Consider the following 15,179-nt stretch of genomic DNA (forward strand, 5'->3'; position numbering starts at 1 on the left):
TCGCTCAGGCTGAACGGAGCGTCAGATACTCCCCTCGCCTCTAGCCGCTCCCCTCCCGCGAGCGGGAGGGGATGGGGGAGGGCTTGGGGTCTCACAGAGACCAATGCCCGTGGCCCTGCCCTCCCCAAACCCCTCCCGCCTGCGGGAGGGGCTTACCGCGCGCCCCGCTTGCGACCCCGCCCCCAACGCGCCTAGGTACGGACCCGACCGACCGAGGAGCCCCAAGATGCCGCCACTCATCACCCCGGAAGAGCTCGCCGCCATCGCAGGCGAGGCGGACCTGCGCATCCTCGACATCACCTATTTCCTCGACGACCCGGACGGCACCAGGGCCCGACGCGGATTCGAGGACGGGCATATCCCCGGCGCCCGCTTCCTGCCGATGGGGGCGCTCGCCGATCCCGACAGCGACCTGCCGATGACGTTGCCCCCGGCCGAGTATTTCGCCCATGTGTTGAGCGAGGCGGGTGTCGGCCATGCCGACCGGATCGTCCTCTACGACCGGTCGCCGCTGCACAGTTCCGCACGGGTCTGGTGGCTGCTCAACCTCTTCGGTGCGCCATCGGTGGCGCTGCTCGACGGTGGGCTGGAGGCTTGGACAGCGGTAGGGCATCCGGTCACGGTCGGCCCGGCGGGCGCCCCCGAAGCCCCCGGCCTGTTCCTCGCGCAAGCCGATCTGGCCCGCGTGCGCAGCCTTCGCGAGGTCCGCGCCCATGTCGAAGCGGGTGACGCCCAGATCGTCGATGCCCGCTCCCCCGGCCGCTTCGCCGGAGCCGAGCCCGAACCACGCCCCGGTGTCGAGCCCGGCCACATCCCCGGCGCATTCAACCTGCCCTATTCCCGGTTGTTCGAGGCCGATGGTCGCTGGAAATCCCCGGACGCCATCGCGTCCGAATTCGCCGCCGCCGGGGTCGATCCCGCCAAGCCGATGGTCGCCACCTGTGGCTCCGGCATCACCGCCTGCGTCCTCGCCTTCGGGGCGGAGCGGATCGGCGGCCTGGCGCCGGTCTATGACGGCAGCTGGACCGAATGGGGCTCCGACCCCAGCACCCCCAAAGCGAAAGACGCTTGAGACGATGACCGACGACGACCTGCCCATCAAGCCCGCCACCCGTCTGGTCCAGGCGGGCCGCCGCGCGGAATGGACCAAGGGCGTGGTCAACGTCCCCGTATGGCGCGGCTCGACGGTGCTGTACGACAATGTCGCCCATATGCGCGCCACCGGTGCGGGCGATCTGCACGAGAAGCTGTTCTACGGCCGCAAGGGCCTGCCCACCCAATGGTCGCTGGCCGATGCGCTGACCAGCCTGGAGCCGGGGGCGGAGGCGACCTTCCTCTACCCCTCAGGCGTGGCGGCGATCGCGGCGGCGCTGCTGTCGGTGCTGTCGCCGGGCGACGAACTGCTGCTGGTCGACAGCGCTTACGACCCGACGCGTGGGCTGGCGACCGGCTTGCTCGCGCGGATGGGAATCACGACGCGCTTCTACGATCCGCTGGTCGGCGCCGGCATCGCCGAGCTCATCGGCCCGGCCACGCGCGCGATCTTCCTCGAAAGCCCCGGTTCGCTGACGTTCGAGGTGCAGGATATTCCCGCCATCGTCGACGTCGCCAGGGCGAAGGGCATCACGACGATCCTCGACAATACCTGGGCGACGCCGCTCTTCTTCCCGGCGATCGCAAAGGGCGTCGACCTGACGGTGCTGGCCTGCACCAAGTACATCGTCGGCCATTCGGACGCGATGCTGGGGTCGGTGACCGCCGCGCCATCGCATTGGGCGGCCTTGCGCGACACGAGTTTCCAGCTGGGGCAGGTCGCCAGTCCCGACGACGCCTATCTGGGCAGCCGGGGCCTGCGCACCATGGGCGTCCGCCTCGCCCAGCATCAGGCCAGCGCGCTGACCATCGCCAAATGGCTGGCCGAACAGCAGGGCGTGGCGCAGGTTCTGCATCCCGCCTTGCCCTCCTGTCCCGGCCATGACGTGTTCGCGCGGGATTTCCTGGGGTCGAGCGGGTTGTTCGCTTTCGTGCTCGACGGTGGCAACGACGCCGCGCGCACCGCGATGCTCGATGGCCTCGCGCATTTCGGACTCGGGTTCAGCTGGGGCGGCTATGAGAGCCTCGCTATCCCGGCCGACCCGCATCGCTATCGCAGCGTGACGAGGCGCGAATTCGCCGGACCGCTGATCCGGTTGCAAATCGGGCTGGAGGACACGGACGACCTGATCTCCGATCTCGACCGGGGGCTTGCCCGCTTTCGGGCCGCGCGCGGATGACGCTGTTCGAATGGCTTCAGGCGAGCGGCATTGAATTGCCGACCCGCGCCGAGGCCATGGAGGCGGCGGTCGCCTCGGTCCTGACGCTCGCCATGCTGGCGGGCGGCGTGATCGCGGGGCGCAAGCTCGGCCCGCCCATCGCCGCTATGGTGCAGCGTTTCGCCATCGCCAAGGGCGAGGCACTGCACGCGCGGATCTGCGCGATCACCCGGCATGGCACCGCTGCCTTCCTGCTGATGACGCTGGGCGCGATCTGGCCCTGGGATTCGCTGGCGGGGGTGCCGATCGGGCTGGCCCTGGGCGCGTCGGTGGCGCGCGCGGGGTTCCAGCTGCTGCGCGGGCTGAACCTGCCGCGCTGGCTGGCCTGGGTCTTTGCCATCGTGTGTTTCGTGGCGTTGTTCAGCCGCGAGATCGGCGGGCTCGAGCCGGTCAGCCGCCTGGCCGAGCAGATCGGCTTTACCATCGGCTCGCGGCGATTCTCGGTCATGCTGCTGGTGACGATGCTGGTCACGGTGGTCGCGATCCTCGCCGTCACCCGTGCCGTCACGCGCATCACCGAGCAGTGGATCGGCCATGCGCGCGGGCTGGACCCGACGCAGAAGCTGCTCGCGCAGAAACTCGCCAGCATCGCCATCGTCGTCCTCGCCTTCTTCTTTGCGATGGACCTGCTGGAGATCGACCTGACCAGCCTGGCGCTGTTCTCGGGCGGGTTCGGCCTGGCGATCGGTTTTGGGCTTCAGAAGACGATCGGCAACCTGATCGCGGGGATCATCCTGCTGATGGACCGCTCGATCAAGCCGGGCGACGTGATCGTGGTGGGGGACAGTTTCGGCTGGGTGAACAAGATCGGCGTGCGCGCCGTCTCGGTGATCACCCGTGACGGCAAGGAGCATCTGATTCCGAACGAGAATCTGATGACCCAGGAAGTCGAGAACTGGTCCTATACCGATCGCAACGTGCGCGTGCGGATCGCGGTGACGGTCGCCTATGGCTGCGACCTGGAGCTCGCGCAGGACCTGATGCTGCGCGCCGCGACCGAAAGCCCGCGCGTGCTCGACACGCCGCCGCCCAATGTCTGGCTGACCGCGCTGGGCGAAAACGGCGCGGCGCACGAGATCCTGGTGTGGATCAGCGATCCGGAGAGCGGCGTCGGCAATGTGCGCAGCGACGTGCTGAACCGGCTGTGGAAGCTGTTCGGCGAGAACGGGATCACCGTGCCGGCGCCGCGGCGGGATGTGCTGCTGCGCGGCGGTCCGGAGCCGGACCGCCGCTGACATGCTCAGCGCGTCGGGCAGCTCGCCGTCACGCTGTTGCAGATAACCGTGCTCTTCCCCAGCGACACGACCCAGTTGAGCCCGCGCGGATCCGGCACGCCCCCGTAATAATCGGTGCTGATCAGCTGCGCGCCCGAAGCGATCGCCGTGTCGAGGCGGCGACGGTCATGGGTGCGCGCCTCCAGCGTCTCGGCATCGGCGCGGGTGCGGACCATGAAGCCGGCCTTCACACGGCGAGTGATCGTGGCGGTGTCTGCGGTCGGGCTCTGGGTGTTGAAGAAGGCGGCTTCGGGCGCATTCTCGGGATACCAGCCGAACATCATCCGGCCCTTCAGGCTGGCATGGCCGGTGCGGTAGCGCTCCTCGTTCGCGTCCGAGGTGTCGAGCACGAACAGGAACTTGCCGCGCGAGGCGCCGACCGTCGGCCAGCGATGCGCGGTCACCGCGTCGCGCAGCGTGGGGAGCGACCCGCGCACATCGTCCGGCGCGATCACCCGCTCGCGGCCGATCGTCGCGGCGATGTCGGTATCGAGCGCGTCGAGCGTCGCGGCGTCGAAGCCGATATCGGTGGTGCGCACGCCGGGGATGGGCCGCACGTCGCTGGCATTGACCAGGATCATCACCGGAAGATGCCCCGGATGCGCGTCCGACCAGCGGCGGAACAGCGCCATGCAGGCGCGGAAGACGCGGCAATGGGTCTGCCAGTCGATGCCGGGGATGTGGATGGTCTTGGCGCCGGGCGTGGCCATCTCGGCCCTGATCGCGTCGGTGGCGTTGGCATAGGGCGCGGCATAGGCGCCGCCCTGCGGATCGGGCGCGACGTCGATCTCGAGCTGGCGGATACCGAGCGCGAGCTGGCTCTCCAGCGGCGGGTGGCCATAGGCGAGGCCCTCCCAGTTGCTCGGCAGCAGCGTGCGGATGCGCGCTTCCACCTCGGGCAGCGGATAGGGACGGTAGCTGTTGTGCGAGCCGAGCATCCGCACCTGGTCGAGCCGCAGCGAATCCAGGCTCTTGTCGGCGTCCGGCGTCGTCCCGCCCGGTGCCATCGCCATCAGCAGCGCTGCCGCGCCGACCATCAACCCCTTGCGCATTCCGTCCTGTCCTTTTGCGAAGCGAACCCAAGGCGGTGCCTTTGGCGGGCTTAGGTTCCGGATCCATGACAGTGGCGCATACAAAAACGGCGGCGGTCCGCTGGGGACCGCCGCCGGCTTAGGGAGCTATGCGCTTAGTTGCCGGTCGGGCTGGCCGGTGCGGTCGCCTGGGCCGACTGGCCGCTGGTCTGCGCCTGGGCGGCCGCCGCCTGGATGCGCTGGTTGAGCGCAGTATCCGAGGCCATCGCCTGGCTGATCTCGTTGAAGCGCTGCGGCTGCAGGCCCGACGCGGTGATCGCGGCGACGAACTTGGGGTTCTTTTCCGCGGTCGGGATGCTGGTGTCCGCGTTGATCTTGTTCACCGCGAGCGCCGCCTTGGCGTACTGCTGGACCTCGGTATCGGTGAAGGTCGCCGAACCGGCGCTGGCCGTCGCCGCGGTGCCTGCACCCGTGGTGCCCTGGTCGGGCGTCGCCGGCGTGGTCTGTGCCGGGGCGGCGTCGGCCGGGGTGGTCTGGGCCGGGGTCGTGGTCTGGGCGAAGGCGGTCGACGCCATCAGCGTGCCGGCAATTGCCAGGCTCGAAAAGATCGTCTTCATTCTCAACTCCTCGCAACAATGAAACTGTTTTGCATCGGCGTAACGTAATAATGGGGCTTGGTTTTCCGCTTCACACCCGATTCACGATAGATCGTGGCGATGGCGGGACGGCATGACCCGTCCGGGGACGGTGCCTCTCGGAATCACGCCGCTGGAAAAGCCGGGGATTTTCGCCTATATGCGGCGGATGCAGACAGTGTCGGCCGCCCCCATGCCCATCCCCGGGCACATCGATCCCGTGCCCGTGCCGCGTGCCCCCGCCGCGCGCGAAGACGGGCGTACCGACCTGATCGGTCTCTCCCGCGACGGCATCCGCGAGGCGCTGGCCGCCGCCGGGCTGGAGCCCAAGCAGGCCAAATTGCGCGCCAAGCAGCTGTGGCACTGGATCTACAATCGCGGCGCCACCGAGTTTTCGGCGATGACCGACATCGCCAAGGCGCAGCACCCGTGGCTGGCCGAACGCTTCGTGATCGGCCGCCCGGAAGTGGTCGAGGCCCAGGTCTCGAACGACGGCACCCGCAAGTGGCTGCTCCGCTCGCCCGACGGGCAGGATTACGAGATGGTGTTCATCCCCGATGCCGATCGGGGTACCCTGTGCGTCTCCAGCCAGGTGGGCTGCACGCTCAACTGCCGCTTCTGCCACACCGGCACGATGCGGCTGGTGCGCAACCTCACCGCCGGCGAGATCGTCGGGCAGGTGATGCTCGCGCGCGATTCGCTCGGCGAATGGCCGAGCCAGCCGGAAGGCCGCCTGCTCACCAACATCGTGATGATGGGCATGGGCGAGCCGCTGTACAATTTCGACGAGGTGAAGGCCGGCCTCCAGATCGTGATGGACGGCGACGGTCTCGCGCTGTCCAAGCGCCGCATCACCCTCTCCACCTCGGGTGTGGTGCCGATCATGGCGCGCGCGGGCGAGGAGATCGGCGTGAACCTGGCGGTGTCGCTCCACGCGGTCACCAAGGAGGTGCGTGACGAGATCGTGCCGCTCAACAAGAAGTACGGGATCGAGGAACTGCTCCAGGCCTGTGCCGATTATCCGGGCGCCAACAATGCCCGCCGCATCACGTTCGAATATGTGATGCTCAAGGACAAGAACGACAGCGACGCCGATGCGCACGAGCTGGTCCGCCTGCTCCGCAAGTACAAGCTGCCCGCCAAGGTGAACCTGATCCCGTTCAACCCCTGGCCGGGCGCGCCCTATGAATGCTCGACGCCCGATCGGATCCGGTCCTTCTCGAACATCGTGTTCGAGGGCGGCATCTCGGCGCCGGTGCGCACCCCGCGCGGGCGCGACATCGATGCGGCGTGCGGCCAGCTCAAGACCGCGTCTGAGAAGAAGAGCCGCGCCCAGCTCGATCGCGAGGCCGAAGAGAAGTTCGCAGCACTCGGTTGAGCCCTGCACGTTTCTGCCTGTAGGATGCAGCCATGCCGCTGCTCCTGCTCGCCCTCGCGCTTGCCGCCCCCGCCGATCGCTGCGCCGATGCGAAGACGACGGTGGACATGAACCTGTGCCTCGCGCGCGCCAGCAACGCCGCCGAGGTGGAGATGAACACCTATCTCGTCGCCGCTCGCAAGCGTGCCGCGAGCGACGGGGTGACGGTGGTCAAGGCGTTCGACGAGGCGCAGGGCCGCTGGATCGCCTGGCGCAAGGGCGAGTGCGACGCCGTCTATGCGCATTGGCAGGGCGGCACGATCCGCAATGCCGCGCTGCTCACCTGCCGGATCGAGCTGACCGAGGCGCGCATCCACCAGCTGTGGAAGACGTGGCTGACCTATCCGGATTCGACGCCGCCGATCCTGCCCGAGCCGGGCGTCAGCGCGGACGGATCATCCTGAACAGCGCGTCCTCGCCGATCTCGAAATAGTCCGCCGGTCCGCCGCCGCGCAGGATCGGGCGGGCACGGGCGGTCTGGTAGACGCCGTCCTCCAGCATCGCACGATCGATATGGATGCCGATCGCCTCGCCCAGCACCAGCCAGGTGTCCACTTCGGCGCCTTCCTTGTTCTGAAGGCGGATCAGCTGGGTCAGCCGGCATTCGAACTGCGCGGGGCTGCCCGCGACGCGGTCGGGGCGTACGGTGCGGGGGGGGAGGGTGTCGATGCCGGCAAGGGTGAACTCGTCTACCTCCGGGTCCACCGTCGCGGCGCTCGCGTTCATCACCTCTGCGAGTGGCCGCGTGGCGAGATTCCAGACGAACTCCTTGGTCTCGGCGATATTGGCGACGCTGTCCTTCCACCCGGTGGAGGCGAAGCCGAGGATCGGCGGACGATAGTTGAACAGGTTGAAGAAGCTGTAGGGCGCCAGATTGCGCACGCCGTCGGCCGACATGGTGCTGATCCAGCCGATCGGGCGCGGGCCGACGATGGCGTTGAGCGGATCGTGCGGAAGGCCATGGCCCGAGGCGGGTTCGTAGAAGTGGAAGTCGGTCGGCATGCACGCTCCGGATTTTTGTGGCGGCGGTGAAACCGATTCCGCCTGCCGTCCGAATCTCCTACACTTGCCCCGTACAGCGAAGGAAGCGCAGATGCCCGAAGGTCCACGCGACAGGCCAGGCCTGATCTACCGCCACCGGCTGATCACCCGGCTGTGGCACTGGATCAACGCGATCGCGCTGCTGATCATGGTCGGCAGCGGGCTGATGATCTTCAACGCGCATCCCCGACTCTATTGGGGGCAATATGGCGCGAATTTCGACCATGCCTGGCTGGAGCTGCCGCGCTTCCCCGGCTGGGTGACGATCCCCTCCTATTACAGCCTCGCCGGCGCGCGGCACTGGCATTTCTTCTTCGCGCTGGTGCTGGCCTTCGGACTGTTGGTCTATCTGCTGTGGAGCCTGGCGAACGGCCATATCCTGCGCGACCTGCGCATCCGCGCGCGCGAGCTGGGCCCCCGCCATCTGTGGAAGGACTTCAAGGACCATCTCGCCTTGCGCTTCCACGATCCCAAGGATCCGCGCGCCTACAACATCTTCCAGAAGCTCGCTTATGTCGGCACGCTGTTCGTGCTGCTGCCGGCGGTGATCCTGTCCGGCCTCGCGCTTTCGCCGGGCATGGACGCGGCCTGGCCCTGGCTGACCGCATTGTTCGGCGGCCGGCAGTCGGCGCGCTCGGTGCACTTTATCGCGATGGGGGCGATCCTCGTCTTCCTGCTCGTCCACCTGACGCTGGTGCTGCTGGCGGGACCGATCAACGAACTACGCTCGATGATTACGGGCTGGTGGCGCGTGCCCGCGGAGAAGCAGCCATGATCCTCACCCGCCGCAACCTGCTGGTCGGCGGCGCCGCCGGGCTGCTCACCGGCTGCGACCGCTTCACGGACAGCCCCGTGCTGGCGAGCGCGGAGGAGGCGCACCGCTTCCTCCAGCGTTCGATCGGCCGCGGATCGCTCGCCACCGAGTTCCGGCCGGAGCAGCGCAGCCCGATCTTCCGGGTGAACGGCACCCACCATCCGAACACGCCCGAGTACAATGTCTGGGCGGGGACCCGTTTCGTCGATTGGCGGCTGAAGGTGGGCGGGATGGTCGCTCGCCCGATGCAGCTCACGCTCGACCAGCTCCAGCACATGCCGCAGCGCGCGCAGATCACCCGCCACGATTGCGTCGAGGGCTGGAGCGCGATCGGCAAATGGCAGGGGCCGCAGCTTGCGACGATCCTCAACGCCGCCGGGCTGAGCGCGCAGGCGCGCTACATCGTCTTCCACTGCGCCGACCGCTATGGCGACGGCGGCTATTATGAATCGATCGACCTGATCGACGCCTTCCACCCCCAGACGATCCTCGCCTGGGCGCTCAACGATCGGCTGCTCGATATCGGCCACGGCGCGCCGCTGCGGCTGCGGGTGGAGCGGCAGCTCGGCTACAAGCAGGCGAAATATCTCGTCGGGATCGAGGCGGTCGCCTCGCTCGCCGGGATCGGCAAGGGCAAGGGCGGCACCTGGGAAGATTCGAGCGGCTACCAATGGTATGCGGGAATTTAAGTCCCGCCCCGAAACCTACTGGCAGATAGGTTGTTTGCCGCGCGTCGAAACGCAATACGCGTATTCCCGACACAATCTCTGCCTAGTGGAGCGCCATGGCCCTGATTGACCGCTTCTTCGACCGCGCCGTGAAGCGCGGCGAACTCACCTTGATCCGACCCGACGGCAGCAGCCGCACCTTCGGCAGCCCCGATCCCGCCCTCAAGCCCGTCACGATCCTGCTGTCCAAGGGCGCTGAAGGCCGCATCGTCCGCGATCCGGCGCTGGGCGCTGCCGAGACCTATATGGACGGCAGCCTCAATATCGAGCAGGGCGACATCCTCGACCTGCTCGACCTGGTGACCTCCAACAACCGCTGGGAAAAGAGCAACGCCGCGCTCAACCCGAGCGCGCTCAGCCTCGCCGCGGGCAAGGTGGCGCACTGGCTCGGCCGCAAGAACATGGCGCGCAAGTCCAAGCAGAACGTCGCGCACCATTACGACCTCTCGGCGCGACTCTACGACCTCTTCCTCGATGCCGACCGGCAATATAGCTGCGCCTATTACACCGATCCGGCCAACAGCCTGGAGCAGGCCCAGGCCGACAAGAAGGCGCATATCGTCGCCAAGCTGGCGATCGAGCCCGGCATGCGCGTGCTCGACATCGGCTGCGGCTGGGGCGGCATGGCGCTCTACATCCACGCCAAGACCGGCGCCGAGGTGCTGGGCATCACGCTCTCCGAAGAGCAGCTGAAGATCGCCCGCGAGCGGGCCGAGGCGGCGGGCGTCGCCGACAAGGTGAAGTTCGAGCTGATCGACTATCGTGCGCTTACCGGGCAGTTCGATCGCATCGTCTCGGTCGGCATGTTCGAGCATGTCGGCACGCCCCAATATCGCACCTTCTTCACCAAGTGCCGCGAGCTGATGACGCCCGAGGGGGTGATGCTGCTCCACACGATCGGGCGTGCGGGCGGGCCGGGCTATACCGACGCGTTCACGCTGAAGTACATCTTCCCCGGCGGCTACATCCCCGCGCTGTCGGAGATCGCCCAGGGCTATGAAGGGCTGCGCTACTTCCTCACCGACGTGGAAGTGCTGCGCATGCATTACGGCCACACGCTCAAGGCGTGGTACGACCGCACCGTGGCGGCGCATGATGCGATCGTCGACCTCTATGACGAGCGCTTCTACCGGATGTGGACCTTCTACCTGGCGGGCTGCTACGTCAGTTTCATGAATGGCGGTCTGGTCAATTACCAGCTGCAATTCTCGCGCTCGCGCACCGCGCTGCCGCTCACCCGCGACTATATGGCCGAAGCCGAAGCGAAGCTGACCGCCGGCAGCCAGTGATCCTGGCTGCCGACGGCGCGCGCATCAGAAGGAGAAGCGGGCCTGCAGACGCGCGGAACGCGCGGTCTGATAGCCGGTCACCTGCCGGTAATAAGGGCTCGCGACGCCGTTGCCGTCGGTGCCATACTCGTTGAAGTCGGTCTTGGCGTGCAGGTTCAGCACGTTGAACACCGTGAAGTTGAGGTTCACCTTCGACTTGCCGATCTCGGTTTCCCAGGCGAGCGAGAGGTCGTTGCCGAACACCCAGTCGCTGGTGAACACCGATCCGCGCGGGATCAGCTTCACTGGCGCATCGGCCACTGGGGTGGTCGGATCGGTCGCGATCTGCCCGTTCGCCAGCACGCGGCAGTAGAGCCCCGCCGCACCATAAGCGCGGGCATAGGGATCGACCGACGCCGGCACCTGGCCGATACAGCCATAATGGCGCGGCGAGGTGGCCGAGGTGCTGAAGCCGATCGTCAGGTGCTCGAGCGGCGCATAGGACCCCCACAGCTTGAACACGTGGCGGCGGTCGTTGGGCGAATAGCCATAGGTGCCGTTGGTCAGGCCCGGCTGGTCGAAGTCCGTCGTCAGGCCAGTGTCGCTCTGGCCGTTGTCGGTTTTCACCCCGCCCTCGTAATTGCCCTTGGTCCAGGACAGGACATAGGAGCCGTTGAGCTCGAAGCGGCCGTCGAACTCGTGGCCGACCTCGAAAGCGATCGCCTTGTAGGTGCGCTTGGCCTCGGGATAGCCGAGGTCCTTGGCCGAGAAGGTGACGGTGCGCACCTTGGACTCGCCGTTGATCGGCGCGGCGAGCTGGACCGTGATCGGGCGGCCCGGATTGAGCAGCACATATTGGGTGAAGCCGGTCCAGGTCTTGTCGCAGCCGGTGATGCCGTTCTGCGTGCAATAATTGTTCACCGCGCGGTCGATCGCGGCGTCTTCCAGCACTTCGTTCAGCTTGGTGTACATGCCGTAGACGTTGAACCGCCAGCGGCCGATCCGCTTCTCATAGCCGAGGATGAACTCGTCCTCCGATTGCGGCTTGAGCGACTGCGACACCGCCGCACCCACGGCCACCGGCTGGCCCGATCCGGTGACGTCGCAATTGACCACCTTGTCGTCCGGGCAGGCTGCCGCACCGGCATAGGACACAGGCGCGCCGAGCTGCGGGATGCCGTCCGCGCCGATGCCGGCGAGCAGGTTGGTGCGGGTATAATAGGTCTCGCCGCCGGTCAGGCGGATGTTGGTGTTCGAAGCCACCGGCAGGTACATGCGCGAGAAGCTGCCATAAACCTTGTCGGTCCGTGCCCCGAAGGGATCAAGCGTGAAGCCCAGCCGCGGCCCGAACTGCGTGCCCGATTCGTAGAAGCGTGCGCCCGCCGAGTTGTTGTTGGTGAACCGGTCGCCGCGCAAGCCGAGGTTGAAGTTCAGCCGGCCGTCGATCAGCGACCAGGCATCCTGGATGTAGAACGCCTCGTTCTGCGAGGTGAAGCTGCCGATGTTGGAATAATAGGTCTGGCGGACATAGTCGGTGCCGATCGGCAGGCCGAACTGGTCGCCCTGCTTGGCGCGGTAGATGGTGTAGCTGTAGCCCAGGCCCGCGCCCACCGCGCGGTTCTCGGAGGAAAGATCCTCGCGGTCATAGCCGAACTTGAAATGGTGGTCGCCGAACAGGTGCACCGTCACGTCGACATCGGCGCGGTAGAATTTGCGGACGTCGTTGTTGATGCCCACGCCGCCGCCGGCAATGGTCAACGCCTTGCTGGGATCGGTGCGGGCGTCGGTCACCCCGGGGACGACCTTGGAATCGGCGTTGACGCTGCGATAGCTGCTGTTGTTCTCGCCGCGGCCATAGGCGGCCGAGACGGTCAGCCACTTGGTCAGGATGCTGGTGTAGCGCGCGACATAGTTGCTGCCGCCGGCCTTGCCGAACGAGGCACCCGCGAACGGCCCGTCGATTCCGCGATCGCGATCGAACCGCACCGTCGAGGTGCTGCCATAGGTCTGGGTGGTGCTGTCGGACTTGGTGTTGAAATAGGTGAATTCGAGGTGGTTCTGGTCGTTGATATAGCCGTCGATCTTGGCGCCGTAGAAGGGCGAGCCGGTATGGTAGAAGGAGCGGGAGGTGCCCTGCTTCGTCTTGGTCTTCAGGTCATATTCGGTGCCGGCGCTGATGCTGTTGTTGTCGCGCGCCTGGTATAGGCCGAAGAAGAACAGATGGTCCTTCCAGATCGGGCCGGAGAGCGTGGCGGTGAGCGACTTGGAATCGGCCTCGCCGTTGCGGTTGTCCGAATAGATGGTGTCGCGCGTCTTGGAGCGCAGCGCATTGGGGTTCCAGTTGTACAGCAGCATGCCGTGGAACTCATTGCTGCCGGACTGGGTGGTGGCGTTGACGAAGCCGCCGGTCGAGCGGCCGAACTCGGCGGAATAGCCGCCCGTCTTGGTCTCCAGCGTCTTGTAGAAGTCATAGGGGACTTCGACCGGTGACAGCCCCTTGCGGAAATCGGTGATGTTCAGGCCGTTGATGAAGAACGCGTTCTCCGACACGGCGCCGCCGTTGAACGAGGTCTGGCCGGAAAAGGCGCTCGACCCCGCGCTGGCACCCGGCGCCAGCTGGATGGCTGCCTGCAGGCTGCGCGCGAGCGGCAGGCGCTGGCTCACATCGGCCAGGTCGAGGACGAGCCCGGTGGTGGTGCGGTCGAAATCGGCAGTCGCGACGCGCGAGCTCTTCACCACGATCTCGTTGTTGCTGCCCTCGGGCGCGAGCGCGAAGATGTTGCCGGTGTTGTTGGCCGAGATGCGGACGCCGGATTCCTCGTAGCCCGGGTAGCCCGCCGCGGTGATGCTGAAGCTGTACGATCCTGTCTGCATCTCCGGCAGGCTGAAATTGCCTTCCTTGTCGGTGGTTGCCGTGCGGGTGAAGCCCTGGTCCTCGGACTTGGCCGATACCGTCGCCCCGACGATCGGCTTGCCGTCGGGATCTACTACCCGGCCGGTGGCGCGGACGGTCGAATAGCCCTGCGCATGGGCCGAGGTCGGCACCAGTGGAAGGATCACCAGCGTCGCACCTGCGACGGACGCACGAAGGAGGCCGCGGCAAAGCCGCAGACGAGCATTGTTCATAATGGACTACCCCTTGTTGGCCCGACCCCCGGGCAAGATCCGCGTTAGAATGTTATACGGATATGGTATACAACATAAGATTGCTGCTTTTTGTCAAACGGAAACTTTCCTTACTAATCAGCGGGTTCCGAGTGTATTGTTGCGCTGCAACACGTGAATCGGTCCGTTTTGGTGCTAGTTCCTGTAGACTTGGTATGCGACGCCTCGCTGCGACCGGGCCAAATCGCCGCCGGAGTTGCACCCCGAGCGCGCGGGCCGTACAGGGCGCGCGTTTCCCCATTTCGGAGTCCCTGCCCCATGTCGGATAAGATCAATCGCGTCGTCCTCGCCTATTCGGGCGGCTTGGACACGAGCGTGATCCTGAAATGGCTGCAGCAGACCTATAACTGCGAGGTGGTGACCTTCACCGCCGATCTCGGCCAGGGCGAGGAGCTGGAGCCCGCGCGCAAGAAGGCGGAGATGGCCGGCGTGAAGCCCGAGCACATCTTCATCGAGGACGTGCGCGAGGAGTTCGTGAAGGACTATGTGTTCCCGATGATGCGCGCAAACGCGCTCTACGAGGGGCTCTACCTGCTCGGCACCTCGATCGCGCGGCCGCTGATCGCCAAGCGCCAGATCGAGATCGCCAAGCAAGTCGGTGCCGACGCGGTGAGCCACGGCGCCACCGGCAAGGGCAACGACCAGGTCCGCTTCGAGCTCGGCTATTATGCGCTGAACCCCGACATCAAGGTGATCGCACCCTGGCGCGAATGGGACCTGACCAGCCGCACCAAGTTGATCGAGTTCGCGGAATCGCACCAGATCCCGGTGACCAAGGACAAGCGCGGCGAATCGCCCTTCTCGACCGACGCCAACCTTCTCCACACCTCGTCCGAGGGCAAGGTGCTCGAGGATCCGTGGGAGGAAGTGCCCGATTACGTCTACTCGCGCACGGTGAACCCCGAGGACGCCCCCGACGAGCCCGAGACGATCACCATCGATTTCGAGCGCGGAGACGGCGTGGCGCTCAACGGCCAGGCGATGTCGCCGGCGACCCTGCTCACCGCGCTCAACGAGCTCGGCCGCAAGCACGGCATCGGCCGGCTCGATCTGGTCGAGAACCGCTTCGTCGGCATGAAGTCGCGCGGCATGTACGAGACGCCGGGCGGCACCATCTATCACCTCGCGCATCGCGGCATCGAGCAGATCACGCTCGACCGCGGCGCCGCGCATCTCAAGGACGAGCTGGCGCCGCGCTATGCCGAGCTGATCTACAACGGCTTCTGGTTCTCGCCCGAGCGCGAGATGCTGCAGGCCGCGGTGGATTACAGCCAGGAGAAGGTCACCGGCACCGTGCGGCTGAAGCTGTACAAGGGCAGCGTGATCGTCACCGGTCGCAAGTCGCCCTATTCGCTGTACAGCGAGAAGGTGGTCACCTTCGAGGACGACCAGGGCGCCTACGACCAGCGCGACGCGGCGGGCTTCATCAAGCTCAACGCCCTGCGCCTGCGCCTGCTCGGCCGCCGCGAAGGGTAAAGGAACGACCGTTTCCTC

At 66.5% G+C, this 15,179-nt stretch carries 13 protein-coding genes; 9 read left to right on the plus strand and 4 right to left on the minus strand.

Annotated features, from left to right (window positions below; all coding sequences use genetic code 11):
* The first annotated feature begins 226 nt into the window (after positions 1-226).
* The 3 genes from QZ670_RS05785 to QZ670_RS05795 are packed head-to-tail and all read left to right on the plus strand — an operon-like array spanning position 227 to position 3,547.
* Positions 227-1,072 (plus strand): sulfurtransferase, encoded by an 846-nt coding sequence (locus QZ670_RS05785; RefSeq protein WP_294252859.1) that lies wholly within the window; start codon positions 227-229, stop codon positions 1,070-1,072.
* Positions 1,073-1,076: 4 nt separating this feature from the next.
* Entirely contained in the window at positions 1,077-2,273 is a 1,197-nt protein-coding gene (gene metC / locus QZ670_RS05790; protein WP_294252862.1) for a cystathionine beta-lyase, read from the plus strand.
* Entirely contained in the window at positions 2,270-3,547 is a 1,278-nt protein-coding gene (locus QZ670_RS05795) for a mechanosensitive ion channel domain-containing protein (RefSeq protein WP_294252864.1), read from the plus strand. Before metC ends, QZ670_RS05795 begins: the two co-directional genes overlap by 4 nt.
* 5 nt (positions 3,548-3,552) lie before the next feature.
* On the opposite strand, the gene QZ670_RS05800 is transcribed toward QZ670_RS05795, so the two are convergent.
* Entirely contained in the window at positions 3,553-4,638 is a 1,086-nt protein-coding gene (locus tag QZ670_RS05800) for a Ca2+-dependent phosphoinositide-specific phospholipase C (RefSeq protein ID WP_294252869.1), read from the minus strand.
* Positions 4,639-4,772: 134 nt separating this feature from the next.
* Positions 4,773-5,234: a DUF4168 domain-containing protein gene (locus QZ670_RS05805; RefSeq protein ID WP_294252870.1), complete on the minus strand. Its 462-nt coding sequence runs from the start codon at positions 5,232-5,234 to the stop codon at positions 4,773-4,775.
* Positions 5,235-5,445: 211 nt separating this feature from the next.
* Here QZ670_RS05805 and rlmN point away from each other — a divergent pair, with 211 nt between their 5' ends.
* Positions 5,446-6,630, plus strand: a complete 1,185-nt coding sequence (gene rlmN, locus QZ670_RS05810; RefSeq protein ID WP_294252873.1) for a 23S rRNA (adenine(2503)-C(2))-methyltransferase RlmN — start codon at positions 5,446-5,448, stop codon at positions 6,628-6,630.
* Positions 6,631-6,662: 32 nt separating this feature from the next.
* Positions 6,663-7,073, plus strand: a complete 411-nt coding sequence (locus QZ670_RS05815; protein ID WP_294252875.1) for a lysozyme inhibitor LprI family protein — start codon at positions 6,663-6,665, stop codon at positions 7,071-7,073.
* Here the strand turns inward: QZ670_RS05815 and QZ670_RS05820 are convergent.
* Positions 7,051-7,671 (minus strand): flavin reductase family protein, encoded by a 621-nt coding sequence (locus QZ670_RS05820; RefSeq protein ID WP_294252877.1) that lies wholly within the window; start codon positions 7,669-7,671, stop codon positions 7,051-7,053. The two genes, QZ670_RS05815 and QZ670_RS05820, sit on opposite strands and share 23 nt — an antisense overlap.
* Before the next feature lie 91 nt (positions 7,672-7,762).
* Between QZ670_RS05820 and QZ670_RS05825 the strand changes: the two genes are divergently transcribed.
* From QZ670_RS05825 to QZ670_RS05835, 3 genes are all read left to right on the plus strand, one after another.
* Positions 7,763-8,485 carry a cytochrome b/b6 domain-containing protein gene (locus QZ670_RS05825; protein WP_294252879.1) on the plus strand — a complete coding sequence of 241 codons (723 nt, stop codon included), beginning with the start codon at positions 7,763-7,765 and terminating at the stop codon, positions 8,483-8,485.
* A complete protein-coding gene (locus tag QZ670_RS05830) occupies positions 8,482-9,213 on the plus strand; it encodes a molybdopterin-dependent oxidoreductase (protein ID WP_294252881.1) in 732 nt (243 codons plus the stop codon). Before QZ670_RS05825 ends, QZ670_RS05830 begins: the two co-directional genes overlap by 4 nt.
* Before the next feature lie 95 nt (positions 9,214-9,308).
* Positions 9,309-10,541, plus strand: coding sequence for a cyclopropane-fatty-acyl-phospholipid synthase family protein (locus tag QZ670_RS05835; protein WP_294252882.1), 1,233 nt, complete (start codon positions 9,309-9,311; stop codon positions 10,539-10,541).
* Positions 10,542-10,565: 24 nt separating this feature from the next.
* On the opposite strand, the gene QZ670_RS05840 is transcribed toward QZ670_RS05835, so the two are convergent.
* A complete protein-coding gene (locus QZ670_RS05840) occupies positions 10,566-13,580 on the minus strand; it encodes a TonB-dependent receptor (protein ID WP_294252884.1) in 3,015 nt (1,004 codons plus the stop codon).
* A gap of 363 nt (positions 13,581-13,943) precedes the next feature.
* Here QZ670_RS05840 and QZ670_RS05845 point away from each other — a divergent pair, with 363 nt between their 5' ends.
* The gene (locus tag QZ670_RS05845; RefSeq protein ID WP_294252886.1) at positions 13,944-15,161 is read left to right on the plus strand and encodes an argininosuccinate synthase; all 1,218 of its coding nucleotides are present in this window, start codon (positions 13,944-13,946) and stop codon (positions 15,159-15,161) included.
* The last annotated feature ends 18 nt before the right edge of the window (positions 15,162-15,179 follow it).

The organism is uncultured Sphingomonas sp., assembly GCF_913774285.1.
Classification (GTDB): domain Bacteria; phylum Pseudomonadota; class Alphaproteobacteria; order Sphingomonadales; family Sphingomonadaceae; genus Sphingomonas.